This window comes from Acinetobacter sp. Ver3 (assembly GCF_000632455.1).
In the GTDB taxonomy this organism is placed as follows: domain Bacteria; phylum Pseudomonadota; class Gammaproteobacteria; order Pseudomonadales; family Moraxellaceae; genus Acinetobacter.
In genome coordinates, this window is the sequence record NZ_JFYL01000003.1 from 32,218 (window position 1) to 54,919 (window position 22,702).

General features: G+C 40.3%; 17 protein-coding genes and 2 tRNA genes. 11 read left to right on the forward strand and 8 right to left on the reverse strand.

The genetic code is table 11. The features are described 5' to 3' along the window. Positions 1-10 precede the first annotated feature (10 nt). The gene (locus tag CL42_RS01485; protein WP_081403220.1) at positions 11-1,132 is read right to left on the reverse strand and encodes an MBL fold metallo-hydrolase; all 1,122 of its coding nucleotides are present in this window, start codon (positions 1,130-1,132) and stop codon (positions 11-13) included. 681 nt (positions 1,133-1,813) lie between these two features. On the opposite strand from CL42_RS01485, the gene hcaR reads away from it, so the two are divergent. Beyond that, complete coding sequence (gene hcaR / locus CL42_RS01490) at positions 1,814-2,719, forward strand: DNA-binding transcriptional regulator HcaR (RefSeq protein WP_035264195.1); 906 nt, start codon at positions 1,814-1,816, stop codon at positions 2,717-2,719. Positions 2,720-2,763: 44 nt separating this feature from the next. Here hcaR and CL42_RS01495 read toward each other — a convergent pair whose 3' ends face one another. The 3 genes from CL42_RS01495 to CL42_RS16960 form a co-directional block, all read right to left on the reverse strand. Continuing rightward, on the reverse strand, positions 2,764-3,432 hold the full coding sequence (locus tag CL42_RS01495) for an HAD family hydrolase (RefSeq protein ID WP_035264197.1): 669 nt from the start codon (positions 3,430-3,432) through the stop codon (positions 2,764-2,766). 125 nt (positions 3,433-3,557) lie between these two features. Continuing rightward, the gene (locus CL42_RS01500) at positions 3,558-4,523 is read right to left on the reverse strand and encodes an RluA family pseudouridine synthase (protein ID WP_035264199.1); all 966 of its coding nucleotides are present in this window, start codon (positions 4,521-4,523) and stop codon (positions 3,558-3,560) included. Between the two features lie 553 nt (positions 4,524-5,076). Next, positions 5,077-5,214 carry a hypothetical protein gene (locus tag CL42_RS16960; RefSeq protein ID WP_155756939.1) on the reverse strand — a complete coding sequence of 46 codons (138 nt, stop codon included), beginning with the start codon at positions 5,212-5,214 and terminating at the stop codon, positions 5,077-5,079. Positions 5,215-5,280: 66 nt separating this feature from the next. Here CL42_RS16960 and CL42_RS01505 point away from each other — a divergent pair, with 66 nt between their 5' ends. The 4 genes from CL42_RS01505 to CL42_RS01520 all read left to right on the forward strand — a co-directional run bounded on the left by CL42_RS01505 (position 5,281) and on the right by CL42_RS01520 (position 11,005). After that, on the forward strand, positions 5,281-8,658 hold the full coding sequence (locus CL42_RS01505; protein WP_035264201.1) for an Rne/Rng family ribonuclease: 3,378 nt from the start codon (positions 5,281-5,283) through the stop codon (positions 8,656-8,658). A gap of 205 nt (positions 8,659-8,863) precedes the next feature. Further along, complete coding sequence (locus CL42_RS01510) at positions 8,864-10,705, forward strand: long-chain-acyl-CoA synthetase (RefSeq protein WP_035264202.1); 1,842 nt, start codon at positions 8,864-8,866, stop codon at positions 10,703-10,705. Between the two features lie 130 nt (positions 10,706-10,835). After that, positions 10,836-10,911: transfer RNA gene (locus CL42_RS01515), tRNA-Lys, on the forward strand. 18 nt (positions 10,912-10,929) lie between these two features. Continuing rightward, a tRNA-Lys gene (locus CL42_RS01520) sits at positions 10,930-11,005 on the forward strand. Between the two features lie 91 nt (positions 11,006-11,096). Here CL42_RS01520 and CL42_RS01525 read toward each other — a convergent pair. Further along, on the reverse strand, positions 11,097-11,708 hold the full coding sequence (locus CL42_RS01525; RefSeq protein ID WP_051586498.1) for a hypothetical protein: 612 nt from the start codon (positions 11,706-11,708) through the stop codon (positions 11,097-11,099). A gap of 270 nt (positions 11,709-11,978) precedes the next feature. On the opposite strand from CL42_RS01525, the gene CL42_RS01530 reads away from it, so the two are divergent. The 3 genes from CL42_RS01530 to CL42_RS01540 all read left to right on the forward strand — a co-directional run bounded on the left by CL42_RS01530 (position 11,979) and on the right by CL42_RS01540 (position 14,679). Beyond that, entirely contained in the window at positions 11,979-12,242 is a 264-nt protein-coding gene (locus CL42_RS01530) for a PspC domain-containing protein (protein WP_035264203.1), read from the forward strand. A 147-nt stretch (positions 12,243-12,389) separates the two neighbouring features. After that, positions 12,390-13,172, forward strand: coding sequence for a sulfite exporter TauE/SafE family protein (locus tag CL42_RS01535; protein ID WP_035264205.1), 783 nt, complete (start codon positions 12,390-12,392; stop codon positions 13,170-13,172). A gap of 97 nt (positions 13,173-13,269) precedes the next feature. Then, on the forward strand, positions 13,270-14,679 hold the full coding sequence (locus CL42_RS01540) for an SLC13 family permease (RefSeq protein WP_035264209.1): 1,410 nt from the start codon (positions 13,270-13,272) through the stop codon (positions 14,677-14,679). A gap of 68 nt (positions 14,680-14,747) precedes the next feature. Here CL42_RS01540 and CL42_RS01545 read toward each other — a convergent pair whose 3' ends face one another. Both CL42_RS01545 and CL42_RS01550 read right to left on the reverse strand, forming a co-directional pair. Next, complete coding sequence (locus tag CL42_RS01545) at positions 14,748-15,857, reverse strand: HPP family protein (protein WP_035264211.1); 1,110 nt, start codon at positions 15,855-15,857, stop codon at positions 14,748-14,750. 198 nt (positions 15,858-16,055) lie between these two features. Next, positions 16,056-16,883, reverse strand: coding sequence for a transglutaminase-like domain-containing protein (locus CL42_RS01550; protein WP_035264213.1), 828 nt, complete (start codon positions 16,881-16,883; stop codon positions 16,056-16,058). A 314-nt stretch (positions 16,884-17,197) separates the two neighbouring features. On the opposite strand from CL42_RS01550, the gene glyQ reads away from it, so the two are divergent. After that, positions 17,198-18,175, forward strand: coding sequence for a glycine--tRNA ligase subunit alpha (gene glyQ, locus CL42_RS01555; protein WP_035264216.1), 978 nt, complete (start codon positions 17,198-17,200; stop codon positions 18,173-18,175). Further along, the gene (gene glyS, locus CL42_RS01560; protein WP_035264218.1) at positions 18,175-20,244 is read left to right on the forward strand and encodes a glycine--tRNA ligase subunit beta; all 2,070 of its coding nucleotides are present in this window, start codon (positions 18,175-18,177) and stop codon (positions 20,242-20,244) included. Before glyQ ends, glyS begins: the two co-directional genes overlap by 1 nt. Positions 20,245-20,290: 46 nt before the next feature. On the opposite strand, the gene CL42_RS01565 is transcribed toward glyS, so the two are convergent. After that, complete coding sequence (locus tag CL42_RS01565) at positions 20,291-22,081, reverse strand: AAA family ATPase (protein WP_035264220.1); 1,791 nt, start codon at positions 22,079-22,081, stop codon at positions 20,291-20,293. A 158-nt stretch (positions 22,082-22,239) separates the two neighbouring features. Between CL42_RS01565 and CL42_RS01570 the strand changes: the two genes are divergently transcribed. Further along, the gene (locus CL42_RS01570; protein WP_035264242.1) at positions 22,240-22,629 is read left to right on the forward strand and encodes a hypothetical protein; all 390 of its coding nucleotides are present in this window, start codon (positions 22,240-22,242) and stop codon (positions 22,627-22,629) included. Positions 22,630-22,702: the final 73 nt, after the last annotated feature.

A 22,702-nucleotide genomic window follows, 5' to 3' on the forward strand; every position in this document is an offset into this window, starting at 1 on the left:
GTTTTTTTATTCAAACAATTAGTTTTTTACCTTCCCGAATACAATAAAACGGACTGATAAATTTAGATGCATTTTTCATCGCTTGGTGCAGATCCAACTCAGGTTGATTCCGATCTTCATCTGTTAACTGAAAAGTACGATAGTGAATCGCTAGTGAACGTTTTGCGTGTAAATCTTTATGTGCTTGGAATGCATCAGCAGGATTCATATGTAGATATTGCATCAATACTCTTGGTTCATATGCACCGATTGGCAGTAAAGCAATCCTTGGTGCACCTAAGCGCTGGTGAATCTCTTTAAAATGTTGTGCATAGCCTGTATCACCAGCAAAGTAACAATGACCATGCTCAGATAAAATTGAAAAACCACCCCATAATGCAAGGTTTTGATCACGAAGCCCTCGACCAGAACCATGTTGGGCAGGCGTGTAGACAATTTTAAAATCTTTGAATAAGGCAGACTGCCACCAATCCATCTCAATCACATGAAATGCTTTCGGTAAATAGGCTGCATTTCCTAGACCTGTATAGATCGGCATAGCAAATTTTTGATGTAGCCAATTCAAACTCGCTAAATCCATATGATCATAGTGATTATGACTGAGTAATACTGCGTGAATCTGCGGTAAATCTTCAAGTGCAATCCCTGCAGGGATAACACGTTTCGGTCCACTCCCGTGCTTTGGGCTTACATAATCCGCCCATACAGGGTCGGTTAAGAAGTTATATGGACCAATTTGAATTAAAACCGTAGCATGACCAACAAACCATACTTGCCAATCTTCTAAATCTGCATGCGGACGAGCCTCAGGCTTAGCACGTTTGGTTTGAATAAAGTCCTGTTGCTCTTTCGCGAAATCACCTTGCCAGGTAAAGCTTTTACGAGCCATCAACCATTTATATAAATTCCATTGGTTGAGCTGTGCAGGACGTGGTTCCTGATTAACGAATCTTTGCCCATTATGGTGATCCTGTGAAACCAATTTAAGTTTTGGTTTAAACCACACATGCCGAATACAATCTTCAGTCTTTAGTTGATAGTGCAGATTAGAATCTTGCGGCTTCCGTCCAACAACAAGTGTAGACTCTGGATTACTCGAAGTCGTCGTTGGAATATCAGTCAAATTAGACATAATAAATGTAAGCACCTTAAACCGAAGCGATTTTGAAATAGTTGATTATTCAGTTATATAAATAGATTATGTTCATCATCTATTCGCATTTTTAAATTATGTTTTTAAAAGATACACTGTTCGTGTTTCATTTAAGACAACATCAATCTCAATTCCCATGAAGTGGTTATAATTTCATCAATAAATTGTGAAATAGAACACCAATCATCCCTCTATTATTCATCATATACAACTCAGACTTTCTTTTTGTTTATGATTTTGTTGTTTTTTTCTGATTTTTGATGTTTTTTTAATCACCCACAAAAATCTTAAATAGAGGAAGTTAAATTTTGTTTAGGATGTGACTTAACGCTGAACAACTGATCTCCCAAAGCTTCAACGTACTTTTCTCTACATTATTATTTTTCATAGACTTAAAGCCGAAACAATTGGTTTCAACTTTAATAGATACAATCTTTTCTAAACCTATACAAATCAGTCACTCATTCACGATGAGAGTTCGATCTTGAAATGTAGAATTTCTATCTAAGTAAGAAATTAAATGCATGTGAATTTTAAAATAAAAAAAAATGCTTCATTCACTAACTAAATATCAAAATACATCTACTTATTGATCAATTTCACTTATACTCATCTTTAGCAACATTAAGACATTTTTTAGATTATTCTCTGGAAGGCTATATGGAATTACGGCATTTGCGCTATTTTATTACAGTTGCAGAAGAGCTTAATTTTAGCAAAGCTGCACTTAAGCTCTACACAGCACAGCCTTCACTCAGCCAACAAATCAAAGATTTAGAAGAAGATGTTGGTGTGCGTTTACTAAATCGTACCAAACGAAAAGTTGAATTGACCGAAGAAGGCGCTGTGTTTCTGGAACAGGCGAGACTCACCATTGCTCAAGCAGAAAAAGCAATTAATATGGCTCGCCAAGTGTCTAAAGCAAAACAAAAAATGCTACGCATTGGTTTTGTGCCAGTTGCAGAAATGAAAATCTTTCCTTATGTATTACCTAACTTACGTGTTCAAAATCCCGAATTAAAAATTGAATTACAAAGCTTAAATAATATTGAGCAATTCAAAGGCATAAAGAAAGGTGAATTGGACATTACTTTTACTCGTCAACGTTTAGATTCTGAAGAGATCGAGAGTCGCTTTGTACTGCGTGAACCTTTAGTTTTTATTCTGCCTAAAGACCACCCTTTGGCAAAGTACGAACGTATTCCTGTAAAAGCGCTTGATGGCATTGATTTTGTTATTCCTTCAGATGAGCAATCTAAGACCCTGCATGACACCATTTTAGGCTTCGCTGAACAAAATGGCGTTTCTTTTAAAATTGTTCAAAAAGCTGACAATATCTTGTTTAACATTAACTCTATTGGTATTGGTTTAGGGTGTACGATTCTTCCTGGCTATATTATGCCACTTCTCTTGGAAAATAGTGTGACTCGTCCACTCGATGTAGAGCTACCTTCTCTGGATCTCTTTGTAAGTTATCGCAAGAATGCCACTGGTATTGCTGTGCAAAAATTTATGGAGTTACTTTCAAAAGTCTTTTATTTAGACTTTAATCAAAGTTCAACGTGAATAAAAAAACCCGCTGAATTGAGCGGGTTTTTTATCGATGTGATTTAGCAAGCAACTGACTGATTAATCAAATTTTTTAAAAGTTGATGTAATTCATCAATGGAATCCACAACCGCAAGGGGATGATATTGCTGTAATACCTCAGGCACATGAACGCCATACGTCACCCCTACACTTGGCATACGAATATTCAATGCCATTTCAAGATCGTATGAAGTATCTCCTACCATTATCGCTTGATCTGCATTAAAACCAGTTTCGGCTAAAATTTCAGCCAACATCAACGGATCTGGTTTTGATTTTGTTTCACTGGCTGCACGTGTCGCTGAAAACAAACTCACACTCTGAGTTTGCCCCAGTACTCGATCTAGCCCCTTACGACTTTTTCCTGTCGCAACAGCCAAATGAATTCCTGATTCTTTGAGATCATGCAACATTTCAGCCACACCATCAAACCAACGATCATGTTTCGAGTGTTCAACATAATGCGCTGAATAAGACTGTAAAATTGCCTCGTGTAAATCAGGAACCTGAGGAAATAAAACCTGCGCAACTTCAGGTAATCCTAAGCCAATAATGCTTTTAGCATCCTCATCAGTCAAAGGTTGATTAAATTGTTGGGCGGCAAATTTTAAACTTTCAACAATTTGACCCACTGAATCAAACAAAGTGCCATCCCAATCAAAAATAATGAGTTTTACCGCTGATGTCATATTTTGTATCCTAATTTTGATCGGGTGGATGCCATGTAAATATCATAATGACATATTAAGATCCCATCGTTGCATGACCTCGTCATGACACAATGATTCAATCCTTACCAACCACTGAGACGCACTCAGTCTTGTTGAGACTGCACTACAGGTTTATCCGCTTTTTGTGCGCGAAGTTGTGCAACCAAGCTTTGCATATCCTCAGGCAATGGTGCTTCAATTACTGGATATCCTGGGATCTCTAAGCGCATTGCATGTAAACATAAACGGCGTGGTTTAGGTCCACGATATTCCGTCTCATGCCCGTACTTTTCATCACCCACCAAGGGATGACCGATACTGAGTCCATGTACACGAATTTGATGTGTACGACCAGAAAGCGGTGACGCATACACAAGTGATGCATGCATGAAGCGTTCTGCTACCTTCCATTGGGTTTTTGAAGGTTTTCCTTCTTTAGATACACGTACTCGACGTTCACCATTGGCTAACTCATAGCGATGTAATGGTGCATCGATTAATTGTGAGTCTAATGTGACTTGGCCTTTCACCACAGCAGCATAAGTTTTTTGAATCTTGTGTTCACGAAGCATATCTTGAAGTGTTTTTAACACGCTCCGCTTTTTAGAAATCATCACCAAGCCTGAAGTATCTCGGTCAATACGGTGGATCAGTTCTAAATATTTTTTCCCTGTCGCTGCGCGTAAGCCTTCAATTAAACCATACGCCACACCACTTCCACCGTGCACCGCAATCCCAGAAGGTTTGTTCACCACTAAAAGACCTTCATCTTCATAAACCACACGGCTTAACAAGCCCTGCGCGACTTTGTCTGATACTGGAGCTTGAGATTCATCTTTTTGTTCATAACGAATCGGTGCAACACGGATTTGATCACCAATATTTAATTTGGTTTCCGCTTTCACACGCTTTTTGTTGACCCGCACCTGACCTTCACGAATTAAACGATAGATTCGACTTTTCGGTACTCCTTTAAGACGAGCGAATAGAAAATTGTCGATGCGTTGCCCCAATTGGTGCTCATCCACTTCAAACCAAGTGACGCTTTGCCATTCTTGCGTAGAATTCATACAGTTACGTTGACCTAAAAAAATACTAAATTCGATTAAAAACTGATCATTTAGACTACCCTATTGACTAGAAATGTCTGTGTAGCCCATAGGCAGATGATCTAAGGTTTGCTATAGTCAGCGCACGGATACCGCCGTAAGTGAACATTTGTTTAGAGATTTCAAAATTTTGAAATTCAAACTAAATTTTTGTTTAGCATAAACTCGGAATGGTCCCAAAAGAATATGCCAACGCCGAAGGCTTATTATATCGGCAAAAAGACAAACTGTTGCGTTTAATTGTGCTTTTGCACATAAATCAGTTTGTTTAAAAAAATATGTCGCCAACAATTATGTTGGTTTTTAAACGTTAACTGATACACATCAGAATGGTCGCAACCTGATTTCTCATTCAGGCTATAACGTTAGATGCATTGGATCTGCACAATTTGTAAAGATACGACGATAATTCCGTATCAAGACACTCTATCAAAAAATTGAAGAGATGATCTTCGAGCAATGTGACAGTGAAAGTAACGAACATCCAATGCACCGTTAGTCCGCCAGTGAATGTTCAGGCTTCTTTAATCAGTGACAGGATTAAAGCCGTATTGCCGTCATCAATACGTGAATCAAAATACCGAAGCCGATCAATAAAGGCCGGTAATACACTTAGATCAAACTGATTATGGTGATCTAGGAATTGATCCATGCGGGTTGATGTTCGCTACGTAAATCGCGATGTTTTGCTTGTGTATCACTATTAGGTGTTACACCCATGAAACGTATGTTGATCAATGCAACACATGCCGAAGAAGTTCGCGTTGCACTCATCACTGGTCACCGTCTTTACGATTTCGATTTAGAAAATCGTACTCGTGAACAAAAGAAAGCCAATATCTACAAAGGTCATGTGACTCGCGTTGAGCCATCTCTTGAAGCTGTGTTTGTAGAATATGGTGCAGGCCGTCAAGGCTTCCTTTCAATGCGTGAAATCGCAAACTCATATTACAAAGCTGACCCTCGTCAAACTTCAAACATTCGTGAGTTAATCACTGAAGGTACTGAGCTTTTAGTTCAAGTTGAAAAAGAGGAACGTGGCAACAAAGGCGCTGCTCTTTCAACTTTTATTTCCCTTGCTGGTCGTTACTTGGTCTTAATGCCAAACAACCCGAAAGGTGGTGGTATTAGTCGTCAAATTTCTGGTTCAGTTCGTGAAGAATTGAAAGAAATGTTGGCATCTTTAAATGTACCTCGTGGGATGAGCGTGATTGTACGTACTGCAGGGATTGGTCGCTCACAAGAAGAGCTTCAACTTGATCTTCAGCACCTTCTCGATCTTTGGGCACGCATCCAAAGTACAGCAAATTCTGGCCCTTCTCCAATGTTGGTTCATCAGGAAGCTGGTGTAGTTACTCGTGCAATTCGCGACTATTTACGTGATGATGTTGCAGAAATTTTAATTGATTCTGAACAAGCATATAACGAAGCATATAATTTCGTTAAAGCCGTGATGCCGAACCAATTAGACAAGTTAAAAACTTATACTTTGAATGAGCCTTTATTTGCTCATTTTGGTATCGAAAGTCAAATTCAAACTGCTTACGAGCGTGAAGTTAAACTTCCTTCTGGTGGTTCAATTGTCATTGACCAAACAGAAGCATTGGTTTCGATCGATATTAACTCTGCAAAATCTACTCGTGGTCACGATGTAGAGGAAACTGCGCTTAGTACTAACTTAGAAGCAGCAGAAGAGATCGCTCGCCAACTTCGCTTACGTGATATCGGTGGTCTGGTCGTGATTGACTTTATCGATATGACCAAAGAACGTAATCAACGTATGGTTGAAGCGAAACTGCGTGAATCAACTCAAAGTGATCGTGCACGTATCCAGTTCGGTCAATTGTCTCGTTTCGGCTTAATGGAAATGAGTCGCCAACGTTTACGCCCTTCTTTAGAAGAAGCGACTGGCTATGTATGTCCACGTTGTCATGGCACAGGTATGGTTCGTGACTTACGCTCTCTTTCACTTTCGATCATGCGTAAAGTTGAAGAAATTGCACTTCGTGAGCGTCAAGGTGAAGTTCAAGTAGAAGTTCCTGTTGAAATTGCAGCATTCCTTCTCAATGAAAAACGTCATAGCCTCGTCTATTTGGAGCAAACTTCAAATGTACGTGTGACTGTACTCCCTCACCCGCATTTAGAAACGCCACATTACGAAATCTCGTATAATCCTGAAGGCTTTGCACCAACCAGCTATGAACGTACTGAAGCGACTCGTTCAAGTGAAAAAGAGTTGGGTTATGAGTCTTCAGAATGGCACTTAGAAGAAGAGCATACAGCTCCACATACGCATGCCCCTGTCACACAGGAAAAAGGCAATAAGCGTCATAAAAACAACCAAAATGCTACACAACCTGCGGTAGCACAAAAAACTGCCCCAGCAGTAGCTGCTCCAGCAACTAGCCCATGCGCATGGTTAGAAAATCTTTTTGTTCAAAAGCAAGCGAGTACGATTGATCAATCGCGTACGGCTAACTCTGCAGCGGCTGCAATTGAACAAATGGTGAACGGTGGTGCCGTAAGTCGTGGTCAATTCGGTCAAATTGCACCTGTGACGCCTGTGGCAATTGAAGCATCTGCACCTGTCGAAACAAATGCGTATATTTCACATACACCTGTTACGAAAAATGATGCACGTGACCAAGAACGCCAAACTGAAAAAGACGAGCGTCCACAACGTCATAATAAGAAAAATCGCAATAAGCAACGTGACACACGCGAAGTTAACGCAGATCAACATGTGATTGAAGAAGTTGTACAGGCACCTCGCCATGAACAACGTCAAGACAATCGTCATGAGTCACGCAATGAAAACCGTCATGAGCAACGTCAAGAACAGCGTGATCAGAAACGTCATCAAAAGCGCCCTCAACAAAATGAGACGGCTTTCGAAGCACAAACTGAACAAGCTGTGCCACGTCGTGACCGTAATGCACAACGTCCACAACGCCCAAATCGTCACCGCGATCAAAGTGTATTAAATCAAGAGCAATCTTCAGCACCTGTTGTTCCAGAAGCTCAAGTTAAAGTTGATTTAATTGATGTACCTCGTAATGATGAGCTTAAAACAGCGTTAGTGGTTAATGTTGATCAAGCACAAAGTGAGATTGTTGCATTAACGCCTGAAGTGGCAGCACCTGTAGCAACTGCTCCAGCACCTGTTGTGACAGACGCTGAAGTGTCAGCACCTCAAGTGGAAATTACGGTTGATGAACCTGTCATTGAAGCTGAGGTTAAACCTCAACAAGCACCACAACGTGCAAGTAACGACCCACGTCAACGTCGTCGTAACAAGCATCAACATGACCAGAAAGCAAAATCAGATGCGCCGAAGCTTCGCCCTTCACAAGTGCCAGCTTTAGCACAACATACGGTTTTAAGTTTAATTCAACATGTTTATGGTGCGGATTGCTCTGTATTGATTGAGCAGTTTGGATTAATTCCAACCTTCAATCGCGCATTGCAAAAGTTCACTGAACAGTATGCAGCGAGTTTAAATACTCAATCTGCTGAACCTGCTACTGAGAAAAAACCAGTAACACGTGATGTCGCTGTTCAACAAGCTCCAGCTGAAAAAGAGCCTGCACCTGTGTTGGACTTAACACCTCCAAAACCAGTGTCTGATAAGCGTGTTGCAAACGATCCACGTGAGCGTCGTCGTCTTGCAAAACTTGCAGCAGAGCAAGCAAAACAAGCGCGCCTTGAAGAAGTTGCAGCACAAGAAGCCGTGAAAGTTGAAGCACCTGTTACGGATGCTCCACAAGCAGCTGATGCAACATCTGAAGTTGCACATCAAGAAACAGCAACACAGACAGCTGAAGTGACTCAATCTGAAGTGAAGACTGAAGAAAAAGTTCAAACTTCTTCACAACAGCAACCTGAAGAAAAATCTTCAGAATCAACTGAAGTTGCGTCTACAGAAGCAGAAACTGCGAAAGTTGAAGTGGCGGAAGTTGCCGTAAGTGCTGAGGATAAATCTGCACAAGCTGAAGCAGATAAGGATGATGCAGAACAGCAGGAAGAAGACAAACCTGTTCGTCCGCGTCGCCCTCGTGGTCGCCCACCAAAAAAAGCAACCCCATCAGCTGAGTAATTTGCTTAAACTACATTAGCTTTTGACAAACCTAGTCATTACGGTGGCTAGGTTTTTTTGTTATGGTCTTTAAAGTTTTGACTGAAAAATCCTGTTCAGAATTGATCAATTTTTCAAAATGGATAAGATATTCAGTGACAAAACCAAGTAAAAAACTTGCGAAAAATTAAAGACTAAACGGAATATCACAAAAAATAGGACCAGTATGAGCCAGACTTATCAAAACGATCTCATTGGAATCAAAGACGTAGCAGCACGACTCCCACATTTGGTCACGAAGTTGCCAAATATTCTTGTCGGGCTCAAACAGGCTTATTTACGTACTCCTAAAACGCCAGCAGGTCTTGCCCTCGCTTTTGAGCGTGCAGCGCAAAAAAATCCTCAAGGTATTGCGCTGTTATGTGAAGATCAGAAATATACCTACCAACAACTAAATGATTGGGCAAACCAAATTGCACACTACTACATCACTCAGGGTGCAAAAAAAGGTGATGTGATTGCGGTTATTGTTGAAAACCGTAGTGAACTTATTGCCACCGTCATTGGTCTTGCAAAAATTGGGGTTGTTTCAGCGCTCGTCAATACGTCTCAAACAGGTAAGGTACTTACCCATAGTATTAATTTGGTTAAACCAATCGGCGTAATTGTCGGTGAAGAATGCCGTGAAGCTGTCGATGAAGTACGCGAACAACTGACTGTCGCAAAAGATAAGCTCTATTGGTTTGCTGATCAAAATACACGCCAAAATGCTGGTCAAGCACCTGAAGGCTATCATAATCTTGCACAAGAAATTTTATCTGAATCTAAAGATAATCTAGCTGAAACACATAAGGTGACTGGTGCTGACGGCTTATTCTACATCTATACGTCTGGCACAACAGGTTTACCAAAAGCCGTAGTCTTTACCAATAGTCGTTGGATGTTAGCGTATGGCACATATGGTCATGTCCTCAATCTAAATAAAGATGACGTTATGTATGTCACTTTACCGCTTTATCATGCTACAGGCATGGTAGTGTGCTGGTGTGGTGTAATTGCTGGTAGTTCGACACTAGCGATTCGTCGTAAGTTCTCAACCTCTTCTTTTTGGAAAGATGTTCAAAAATTTAATGCATCAGCAATTGGTTATGTTGGTGAGCTATGTCGCTATCTTCTAGATGCACCTGAATCACACCAAGATCGCAATCATCGCGTCACCAAGATGATTGGTAACGGCATGCGTCCAAATATTTGGGATAAATTTAAAAATCGCTTTGGCATTGAAGAAGTACTCGAACTTTATGCTTCAAGTGAAGGCAATGTCGGCTTTTCCAATATTTTAAACTTCGACAATACCGTAGGTTTCTCTCCTATTCCTTATGCCATTATCCAATATGACAAGGAAAAAGAAGCTCCTATTCGTGATGCAAAAGGTCATTGTATTAAAGTCAAAAAAGGTGAAACAGGCTTATTGATTGGTAAAATTACCAATCGCTCGCCCTTTGATGGTTATACCGATCCAGAAAAGAATAAATCCTCGATCATGCATGATGTTTTTACCAAAGGAGATTCTTATTTCATCACAGGTGACCTCGTGCGAGATATCGGGTGCCGCCATGCTCAATTTGTTGACCGTCTCGGTGATACCTTCCGCTGGAAAGGTGAGAATGTCTCTACAACTGAGGTTGAAAATATTTGTAGTGATTATGAAAAGATCACAGAAGCAGTGGTATACGGCGTTGAGATTCCAAATACTAACGGTCGTGCAGGTATGGCAGCCATCACTTTAGCAGAAGGTGCTGAACTAAATGAGCAAGATTTATCCGATATGGCTCAGTTCTTTAAGAAGTCTTTGCCTAGCTATGCAGTTCCAGTGTTCTTACGTGTACAGAAAACACTCGAAACTACAGGAACATTTAAATATCAAAAGAGTAAGTTAAAGGAAGAAGCTTATTTTCCAGACAAAACTTCAGATCGTATTTTGGTTTTATTACCAAATGAAGATGCATATTGCGATTTAAATGAAGAGATTCTGAAAAATATTGAACAGTATAAATATCGTTTTTAAGCTAAAATCGATTGTTTTTTGGCTAGAAAACACGAAATTGTGTCATTTCTAGCCAAACGTAACAAAGTTTTATATTTTTTACTTGCGCTACTCAAATAACTTGCTAAAATACGCAACATCAAAACGAGATGGGTCGTTAGCTCAGTTGGTAGAGCAGCGGACTTTTAATCCGTTGGTCCCGCGTTCGAGTCGCGGACGACCCACCACTTATTTTGAAACCCTATGGGTCGTTAGCTCAGTTGGTAGAGCAGCGGACTTTTAATCCGTTGGTCCCGCGTTCGAGTCGCGGACGACCCACCAGATTCTTAAAAAAGCCTTTCATCTTGAAAGGCTTTTTTATTGCCTGAAATATAATACAAGCAACCCTCATAGAGTATCAATTCTTATATCTTCAAAGCTTTTGACGTTGCAAAGTATATGCACGTGACGGAAGCGGATTGTCTTTAAAAAAAGTTTGGTTCACTTGCGTTGCATTGGCAATTTTATCAAGATCCATGACCATATTACCCTGCTCATCCAAATCGTAAAAAAATTGAACCCCACTCTCTCTCAAAATAATGATTTGATGGTGATGCGGATCGTACAACCAACGGTCTTGGCGATATTGACGTTGCGTTGTAAATTCAACCTTACCACGATGCATAAAAATACGATGAGCTGTGCCATCAGCCAATAAATTGATAATAAACTCAGCTTCACCCTTATCACAACGAGCAAAGCCATCATCACATTGCATCGTGGTTTGGTAACGACCTACAAATTTTTGCCATTCTTTAGCAACAGACTGCGGTGTTGTATCCGCTTTCTCTTGAACTGGAGGCCGTGCCTTACCAGCAACATTCGTTAATGAGTTAGAAGACTCAGGCGTATGCGACTCCTGAATTTGGTTGATGTGTTCAATGTGTGGCGATTCATTCTGGCTACATGCTGCAAGTGCAATATTCATGATGGCGATAATGCTGAACATTGAGATTGAATGAACTTTAAAATTTAAATTCATCATTTTATATCTTGAGCCATTTCATAAATTGCGATGTATAAAAATATTATCCTTATAAAATAGGGATATACAAGTATTAGCATGTTCTGTCTAATTATCCAGAACCTATACCACATCAAGGTTTTATCTTTTTCATTACATAAAATTACGATATTTTGTGAATAATCTCCTTTAAAACTAAAAATTATTCTCCATATAAAATGTATAGACAAACGTTAAAGAGAAATTGCGAAGTCTATTTCATGACTATTTTAGGTTCTAAAGGAGAACTCAATGGCCAATGTTGGTTTATATCGCTCAAACCGCTCTAACATGATTGCTGGTGTGATGGGCGGTATTGCTGAACGTTTTGGTTGGAATGCGAATTTATTACGAATTATTTTTGTTCTAGTGTCAGTGATGAGCGCTGCATTTCCAGGAATTTTAGTGTACTTAGTGCTTTGGTTAGTGATGCCAAAAAATAAAGTTCAGCACGAACATTCAGATACTTATGATCGTCCAATGCGCACTGTACATCAGGACAGATCACCGCTTTAACTTGAGTTTACCCTCAATCACCCACACAACCTCGGGTGAGTTTTTCAACACGATAATTTCCCCCAATTATCGTGTTTTTTTTATTCTCATTTTGCATCTTTCTCAAAATAGCGCTAACTTGAACAAAACAACAAATATGGACAATCAATGGCACAGTCGGAATGGATGGTATTGTGGCTATGCGCACTGGCCGCATTATTACATGGCCTGAGCGGTTTCGGCTTTCCCATGATGAGTACCGCCGTACTCTCTACTCAACTCCCGCTCAGCCTCGCTGTCACTTTGGTCATTCTTCCCTGCCTCATTTTAAATTTAATTCTGCTAACTGCTCACCCTCAGTATTCAATATGGCAGAGCATTCAACACTACAGCATAAGATTTTTCCCCCTTATTCTAAGTAGCTTAGTTGGCAGTCTGCTTGGGGTAAAACTTTTATTGTGGCTCAATGAAGGTTATTTAAAGCTTTTACTTGGCATGGTGATGGTGCTGTATGTGATTGATCAATTACGACAACATTCATTCACCGTCAGCCCGTCAGTGCTCAATATGCTGATATTCGGTCTGTTAGCAGGCATTATCGGTGGTGCTACCAATGCAATGGCACCATTTCTAATGATGTATTTACTCAGCTGTCAGCTGAGTAAAACCGATATTGTGATCGTGAGTAATTTAAGCTTTATCGCCAGCAAATTGATACAACTCCTTCTACTTTACCCAATTTTGGTCAATATTGATGAGCATCAACAACTTTTAGTCATGTTGATCTGTGTTTTTGCAATATTTGGGGTATGGATCGGCGGACTGATCAGGCAACACATCTCTCAACAGTTTTTTAAAAATACAGTATTGATCCTATTACTTTTGCTCGGTATTCAAGCCCTGTGGCAAAGCTATAATTTATTAGAACAATCGATTTCATTGTTTAAATAGTATATTTTGAAAAGTGATAAGGATATTCATTCTTCAGAATTAAGAAGTTTAATAGATGCAACTATAAAACCTATAGCGACATTCAAAAGGAGCGAATATGACGGAACAACTCGCGACCCCAACCAACATGATGCCTAAAGGGCTCATCAAAGGTTGGGTGTTGATATTGATCGCCGCTTTTATTTCTTATGGACTCTATCAAGTCTTACCCTATGATGAAAATGCCAATAAAGGTTTGGCATTACTCTGCTTTATCGGCATTTTATGGCTGACTGAGGCCATCCACATCACGATTACCGCCCTATTGGTACCCGTACTCGCAGTTCTTCTCGCGATGCCTATGGCTAAAGGCGATGAGCTTATACCAATCACAACACAAGCGGCATTAGCTACATTTGCAGATCCTGTGATTTTTTTATTTTTTGGTGGCTTCGCATTAGCGACCGCGCTGCATATTCAAAAGCTCGATAAAAAAATTGCGATGTGGATCATCTCTATGTCTGGTGGTCATCTCGGCATCTCTGTAATAGCGATTTTTGCTGTAACAGCACTTTTATCTATGTGGATTTCAAATACGGCGACTGCAGCAATGATGCTTCCACTTGCCCTTGGTTTACTTTCACATTTAGATGTCAGTCGAGATCGAAAAACATTTGTTTTTATCCTGTTAGGTATTGCCTATTCTGCAAGTATTGGTGGCTTAGGGACCATGGTTGGCTCTCCACCAAATGCAATTGCAGCAAAAGCTTTAGACTATGATTTTGCAGATTGGATGAAAATCGGTTTACCGATGATGCTTCTTATTTTACCTGCCATGCTCTTGAGTCTTTATCTGGTACTTAGACCTAAGCTCAATCATAAAGTGCAATTTGTGACTGAGGATATCCCTTGGACAGGCACCCGAATTGCAACAATGATATTGTTTGTCTGCACAGCTATCGCTTGGATCTTCAGTAAAAAGCTCACCGATACTTTTGGTATCACTCAACCTGATACCTGGATTGCTGTGTTAGCAGCATGCTTGGTCGTGATTATCGGTACTGCAACATGGAAACAAGTCGCTGAAAATACAGATTGGGGCGTCTTATTTCTATTTGGAGGTGGTTTAACCCTCAGTGCAATTTTAAAAGATTCAGGCAGTTCATTGGTGCTTGGTCAAACGCTTGCCAATGCCTTTGGTGATGCCTCCCCACTCCTCATTATTTTCGTCGTCGCTACGTTCATTATCTTCTTGACTGAATTCACCAGTAACACTGCATCAGCTGCACTGTTAGTACCAGTATTTGCAGCGATTGCAGATCAAATGGGCATGCCTAAGGAAATTTTAGTTATTGTGATCGGCATTGGTGCTTCTTGTGCATTTATGCTTCCTGTTGCGACACCACCGAATGCGATTGTGTTTGGTACTGGCCATATTCAACAAAGTGAAATGATGAAAGTCGGCTTTGTCCTGAATATCATGTGTATTTTCTTGGTTTCCCTGTTTATTTACTGGTTCTTTATCTAAGTTTAAATAAATCCAGATTCCAAATAAAAAGCACCCTTGGGTGCTTTTTAGGACAATCTAAAACAGTTTTAAGCTCTCATTTTAAAATGGTTTAGTTCCTGATTCAGGGCAGCGATAATATCTGCACGGCTAATAATTCCGACCAGACGCTGCTCGCTCACTACCGGGATATAGTTAAAAGAACGTTCCACAAAATAGGGCACCAGATCCTGAATCGGCTGCAATGGCTGCACTGTGACTACCTTGCGGGTCATAATATGTTTGACCTGATGTTCCCAGCTGCTGCGCACATCTGCAGCACGTTTAAACCATTCTACCACCTGATACATGGCCAGCGTTCCCACCAGCTTGCCTTCCGCATTAACCACCGGCAGGCTCATCAGGTTCATCTGCTTAAACTTGTCCAGTGCATGCTGAATATCATCATTGGCATGCAAGGTCACCACGTCTTTGGTCATAATGTCCTGACAAGTAAACTGGTTGACCGCACGGGCATTGGCTCGGTCCTGCGCTTCCAGAATAATCTTTTGCAGGTCATATTCACTAATGTCCAGCAGCTCGGTTTGCTGATCTAGTACTTCCTGAATATCTTGCGGCTGAATAGTGACTTTCTGGGTCGGGGTCGGATCTTTGGAACGGGTATTCAATTGCGCCTGCTGCGGATAACGCTTGCCAATCATTCGATTAAAGACGATCGCAATTACCATCAATAAGATCGAATTCAGCAGCACCGGATAGAAAACGAAAGCATAGCCGAGTTCATGGACCGCATTGCCGCCGAGTACCGCCGTAATGGCGACAGCACCACTGGGTGGATGTAGGGAATCTGTGGTCATCATCAGGATAATGGCCAAGGCCACCGCCAGACTAAAAGCTTCAGTCGGACTGGCAATAAACAAGGCACAGGTCACACCCACTACCGCAGCAATAGTATTACCTACCAGAATATTCCAGGGCTGTGCCAAGGGACTGGCCGGAACTGCAAACAGCAGCACAGATGAGGCCCCCATCGGCGCAATATACCAGGCTTCAAAATCACCCAGAATCCATAAACTCAGTAATGACGATACCGTGAGACCCAGTAGTGCCCCAATACCGCAGAGTAAACGGTCTTTGAGTGGAAGAACTTTAAAATTCGGTTTTAAGGTATTGAGCCAGTCAAGATTGGAATGGAACACGGCGCGCCTGATTTTAATGTTTACAGATTTTGCTCATTATAAAACTAGTCGCTTTAAAGATGTATTCATTTTATATCTTTTAATTACACTTAAATGGATGCTGTTTAAAAAGCCAAGTCTCTCTCCAGGCAACAGTCATCCATCTAGTTCTCTTTTACGGTTCAACTCCTCATAGGATTTTCAATAAGATCATTCATGTCAGGTAATTTTAGCCTCAGCGCCGCTATCGCATTCAGGTTTAATCAGAGGCTCGATTTTAAGCAGCTCGACCTGACCATAATAGGTTGAGAATGCCACATCTCCGGCATCTACCCCGGTGCCAATGCGAATCAGCTCGTCGACTGGAGCTAAACGGGTCGGATCAAACTGCACCCATCCTCCTTCCAGATAGGCTTCAAAAATGGCATGAAAATCAGGTAAAAACTTTTCAATTTCCACATAACCGACTACCATGCGTGCCGGAATTCCTAAAGCACGGCACAGCGCAATGCCTAAATGGGCAAAGTCACGGCATACCCCCGCCCGGTGGATCAGTACATCCGTCGCAGTCGTAAACTGGTCAGAGCAGCCAGAGACATAAAAAATATTGTTATAAATCCACTGTTCGATGGCTTTTACACGCGTATAGCCGGGTGTCATCCAGCCAAATGAGCGTTTCGCCATTTCTAGTAATAAATCTGAATTGCAATAGCGGCTGGCCAGCAAATAAGGTAGTACTTCATCCGGCAGGTCTGGAATTTTGACTTCATTCAGGTTTTGTCTCAGATCAACAGGAATGCACGGCTGACGGGTAACTGTCGCGCTATAATTCAGTTCAAATGCCTCACAAGGCTCGAGTTGCAACCGGATATGACGGTTTTGATGCTGAGCATCCCGAAATTCATGCCATTTGACCGGCATATTCATGGTGAGCTGTTCTTCGAGAATATTCTGATCGGGATGATGGGCGACCTGAACCATAAAAATAAATTCGGTAGGTTGCACAATCTTGTATTTCAAATGACACTGAATTTGGTAAGTGGTCATGAAGTTCCTTATTATTAGGCATTATTATATTGTGTGAAGATTGAACTAATTCTAAGACCGCAATCGTATGAGATCAGTTTAACTTTATCGCGCTTCAGTGAACAGGATGTTATACATCTGATTTATTCCTGATTTTTAGATCTCACCCCATTGCTGATCTAGCATAAAATTGCAGCAAAGCCGCGCAAAATCTGGCATGAATCAAGACCATTTTAATTTTTTCCAAAATATTTTCAGCGTATTAACCCTTTGCCACTCCCCTGTAAAATCCTTATAATCAAGCACAATTTTTCTCTAATTTTAAGTGGATGACCATGAGTCGCGCCATATCGCATATTGATACCTTCCAAGGCTTAATTCTTGCCTTACAAAACTACTGGGCGGAGCAAGGCTGCGTCGTGTTACAGCCTTACGACATGGAAATGGGTGCAGGTACATTCCACACTGCAACTTTCCTACGCGCATTAGGGCCTGAAACTTGGAACGCTGCATACGTTCAACCTTCACGTCGTCCGAAAGATGGTCGTTATGGTGAAAACCCAAACCGTTTGCAACATTACTACCAATTCCAAGTGGTACTTAAGCCAAACCCAGACAACATCCAACAGTTGTATCTTGACTCGCTTAAAGCGATCGGAATTGATCCGTTGGTACACGACATTCGTTTCGTAGAAGACAATTGGGAATCTCCAACGCTTGGCGCGTGGGGCTTAGGTTGGGAAGTATGGTTAAACGGCATGGAAGTGACTCAGTTCACTTACTTCCAACAAGTCGGTGGTGTTGAGTGCTACCCTGTTACTGGAGAAATCACTTACGGTTTAGAGCGTCTTGCAATGTACTTGCAAGGTGTAGACTCAGTTTACGATTTGGTTTGGACTAAAGGTCAGTTTGGTACAGTGACTTATGGTGATGTATTCCATCAAAATGAAGTTGAACAGTCGACTTATAACTTTGAATACGCACCTGTTGATAAACTGTTTGAACTCTTCGACTTCTATGAAACTGAAGCAACACGTTTAATCGAAGCAAAACTTCCACTTCCTGCGTATGAGCAAGTGGTTAAAGCGTCGCATAGCTTTAACTTACTCGATGCGCGTGGTGCGATTTCTGTGACAGAACGTCAGCGTTATATCTTACGTGTACGCACATTGGCACGTTCAATTGCAAATGCTTATGTGGCTGCACGTGCGGAACTTGGTTTCCCAATGGCAGAACCAGCATTACGTGATGAAGTATTGGCACAGTTAAAGGCACAAGTTGAAGCAGAAGCAAAATCTGAGGAGAGCAAATAATGTCTAAACATACCGTTTTGTTCGAATTAGGTTGTGAAGAACTTCCACCAAAAAGCTTAAAAAAATTACGTGATGCACTGCAAGCTGAAACTGTAAAAGGCTTAAAAGATGCAGGTCTTGCATTCGACTCGATCGAAGCCTATGCAGCACCACGTCGTCTTGCCCTGAAAATCGTAAACGTTGATGGCGCGCAAGCGGACACGCAAAAACGTTTTGATGGCCCTGCGAAACAAGCAGCGTTTGATGCTGAAGGTAACCCAACTAAAGCGCTTGAAGGCTTTATGCGTGGTCAAGGCATCACGGTTGATCAAATCTCGACTTTTCAAGCGGGTAAAGTCGAAAAAGTTTGCTACTTAAAAGATGTCAAAGGTCAAAGCCTTGATGCTTTACTTCCACAAATTTTACAAAATGCATTGGACAATCTTCCAATTGCGAAACGTATGCGTTCAGCGGCAAGCCGTACCGAATTTGTACGTCCAGTAAAATGGGTGGTATTGCTTAAAGACAACGACGTTGTTGATGCAACAATTCAAGATCACAAAGCAGGTAACGTAACTTTCGGTCATCGTTTCCATGCACCTGAAGCAATTACTTTAACGCATGCTGATGAATACTTAGCGAAGTTAAAAGCGGCTTACGTTGTGGCAAACTTTGAAGAGCGTCAAGCAATCATTGACGGTCAAGTCAAAGCTTTAGCTGATGAAGTAAATGCGATTGCGATTGTACCTAGCGACTTACGTGACGAAGTGACTGCACTGGTTGAATGGCCTGTTGCACTTCGTGCAAGCTTCGAAGAACGCTTCCTTGCTGTTCCTCAAGAAGCACTCATCACAACAATGCAGGACAACCAAAAGTACTTCTGCTTAGTAAACGCTGACAATAAACTTCAACCGTACTTCATTACTGTGTCAAACATTGAGTCGAAAGACCCGACACAAATTATTGAAGGTAACGAGAAAGTGGTTCGTCCACGTTTGTCGGATGCTGAATTCTTCTTCTTACAAGACCAAAAACAACCGCTTGCTTCTCGTAAAGAGAAATTGGCGAACATGGTCTTCCAAGCAGAATTGGGTACGCTTTGGGACAAATCGACACGTATTGCAAAACTCGCTGTTGCTTTAGCACCAATTACAGGTGCAAACCCTCAAGACGCTGAAAAAGCTGCGCTTCTTGCAAAATGTGACTTAACCTCTGAACTCGTGGGTGAATTCCCTGAACTTCAAGGGATTGCGGGCACTTACTACGCACGTCTTGAAGGCGAAAATGACGAAGTGGCTGAGTCTTTAGGTGAGCAATACCTACCGAAGTTTGCTGGTGACGTTTTACCGAAAACCAAAACAGGTACAACGATTGCCCTTGCTGACCGTTTAGATACGCTCACAGGTATTTTTGGTATTGGTCAAGCACCTACAGGTTCTAAAGACCCGTTTGCACTACGTCGTTCTGCAATTGGTATCTTACGTCTTGTGACTGAAAACGAGCTTGATGTATCGATTGAAGACTTGATCAAACTTGCTTTAGCGGCTTATGGCGATGTATTAAAAGATCATGATAAGACGCTAAACGATGCTGTTGCATTCCTTGAAGGTCGTTACCGTGCGAAATACGAAGATCAAGGCGTAGCTGTTGATGTGATTCAAGCTGTTCAAGCATTGTCACCAAAATCTCCTCTTGATTTTGACAAGCGTGTAAATGCGGTAAATCACTTCCGTGCATTGCCTGAAGCTGCAGCGCTTGCTGCTGCGAATAAGCGTGTTGCAAACATTCTTGCAAAAGAAGCTGCACCTGAAGGAAACGTTGTTGAAGCAAACTTGGTTGAAGAAGCTGAAAAAGCATTATTCGCTGAACTTGCGAAAATTACGCCTGTCGTTGAGCCGTTATTTGCTGCCAAAGACTACACTGCTGCATTGTCTGCGCTTGCTGCACTTCGTGCGCCAGTCGATGCGTTCTTTGATGGTGTAATGGTGATGGCAGATGATGCTGACCTAAAAGCAAACCGTTTACGTATGCTTGCACAGCTTCGTGATTTGTTTACCAAAGTGGCTGATATTTCAGTGTTACAGCACTAAGCTTTCAGCATTAAAAAACCCGCTTTAGAGCGGGTTTTTTTATTATTTACGATGCTAAAAATTCTTCAATTATAGGGAATATAAACTCTCTATATTTTTCAAAAATTTCTTTATCATTAGAATTACATACAAAATCACAAAATTCTTGTTTTTTTAATTTTTCGATAGTGGTTCTTCCTCCATCCCCTGTTTCTTTAACTTCTTTTGAATAAAAATTAATTTCAAATAATGATTCAGGAAGTAAATTTTCTACACCACTTAAAACTTTTGTATTCTCACCGTTATGTGGCACTTTCATTTTAAAAATATGTTCATCTTTATACTCAGTAAAGTTTTTAGAATCACAATCAAATAGAAATAGAACTTTACGTTGGAAAGACTTTTTATTTGTAAGTAAAAAATCAAAACCCTTCTTTAAACTATCTTGCCCACTGTTCCTACTCCCGCCTTGCTCGGATAAACCTGCTTCATCAATTTGTACTAGTTCAATCCATTCTTCTTTTTCAAAAAGTTCCAACGCTTTCTTCAAATATTTAACATCTGTTTCACCTTCAACCAAAATTAGAGGCTTTTGAGTTTTTTGAATTTTTTTATGTAAAGTTTCTTCAAATTTTGCTGTATCTTTATAAAAGTTGAATGATTCTTCAAACTCTCCGAACCGCTCAGAAGTGATATTCATTCCTGAAGGTAAATCGATTAATTGGATGTTTTCAGCGCCAAATTCTTTTTCCATTCCTAAAATAAATAGCGGCGAATGAGAAGTGACAATGAATTGAATTCTTGGAAAAAGTTTTATTAGTTTTGGCAGAATCTCACTTTGATGTTTTGTATGTAAGTGAGCATCTATTTCATCTATAACAACAATTCCCGATATTTTTTCATATTGAAAACTGTTTGACACATCATTGTTATCAGCATGCCTAATAATAGTCACAAACATATTAAACAATTGCAACTGACCCGTAGAAAGCTGCTGAATTGAAGGTATTCTTCCATTATTCTTTAAAATGCTTAATCTCTCACCAGCTCTATTACGCCACCCTAAATGAATCTTTGCAGTAGAATCTTCTAATATAGTTTGAATAATTTCATTTACTTTTTTTAAGGAATAATCAAAAGCATTCTTCACTCTAATATTTCTTTGAAATTCCTCACTCTGATTAGTTTGGCTTGCCAATGCAGATTCCTCGAGAGTTAGTTTAGAGTCTAATAGTACATTTAACAACCATGTTATATTTCTATCTAAACTTTGAATTACAAGAATTTCTCGAGCTAACTCTTTGTGCATTTTCTCTTTGTTTTTTATATCTAAATCATTAATAGCATTCTGATTCAACCAATGTGGAATTTCACTTCTAAATACAGGGAAAAATATAAAGACATTTTCTTGAAAAATTTGCTCCGATTTTTCTTTACTGATATCTGACTTCTTCGTAGTTTTATCAGAAATAGCTAACTTGTTACCATATAAATTAGAAAGCTCTTTTGGATCTTCCTTTGCTATATTCTGTCCAAAATGTAATTCCTCATTTTTGTTAATATCCTGGAATCTCAAATAGATTGCTGCCCCACCAGTTGACTGAGTGTTGATATCTTTACCAGTTATTATTTTAAAATAAGGAGAGCTATAACCTTGTCCATTTACCACATCAGAATAAAATTCCTTTGCGAACTCAAAGAAAGCATCTGCAATATAAGAAAGCATATAGGTTTTACCAGATCCATTTTTCCCAACCAATATTATTGGCTTAGGCGTAGAGTCTTCTTGTAATTCAAACTCTATATCGATTTTTGCAAGTGGGCCTATATTCCTAATATGAAAGTTACGTAAGTACATGTTTTTCTCTTTATTTTTTAATCTTTAAAATACTAACTGTTTTTTTAACTTTTCCAAATATACAGTTCATATGTTGAGATAGCTAAAATTGTTTCTATAGCCAACTTTTACCCTTTTGCATATAATCAAACTAACCACAAAGAACAAGAAAGAATCTTATGCAATTCCAAGGAACGGTATTTATTTCTCTTATCGCTGTATTTGTTAGCGCTTGCTCAACAGCTCCATCAAATCCCAATACCCCTATCGTATTAGAACAACATAAAAACATTGCTGTAGAACCTGAAACTCAACACAATATTGCTCGCCTCATTAAACAAAACGACAACTGCCTCATCGAATTTACAGGCAACTTTGAAACAGGAAAAGCCACTGAATACTGGTTCTTCCAAGGAGAGCAACTGGTTTCGGCTCATTCAAATTTAGATGCTGATGTCGAAGAAAAACAAACCGTATTTGATATTCAAGATTCGACGAAACAATCCAACTTTAACGCGCTAAAAAACCACTTTAACGCGCAAAATCTTCAACAGTGTGAACATTTCTAAGACGCTAAACACCATTCATCTGATCATTCGTAAACTACAAAAGCACAATTGGCTAAAACCAACTGTGCTTTTT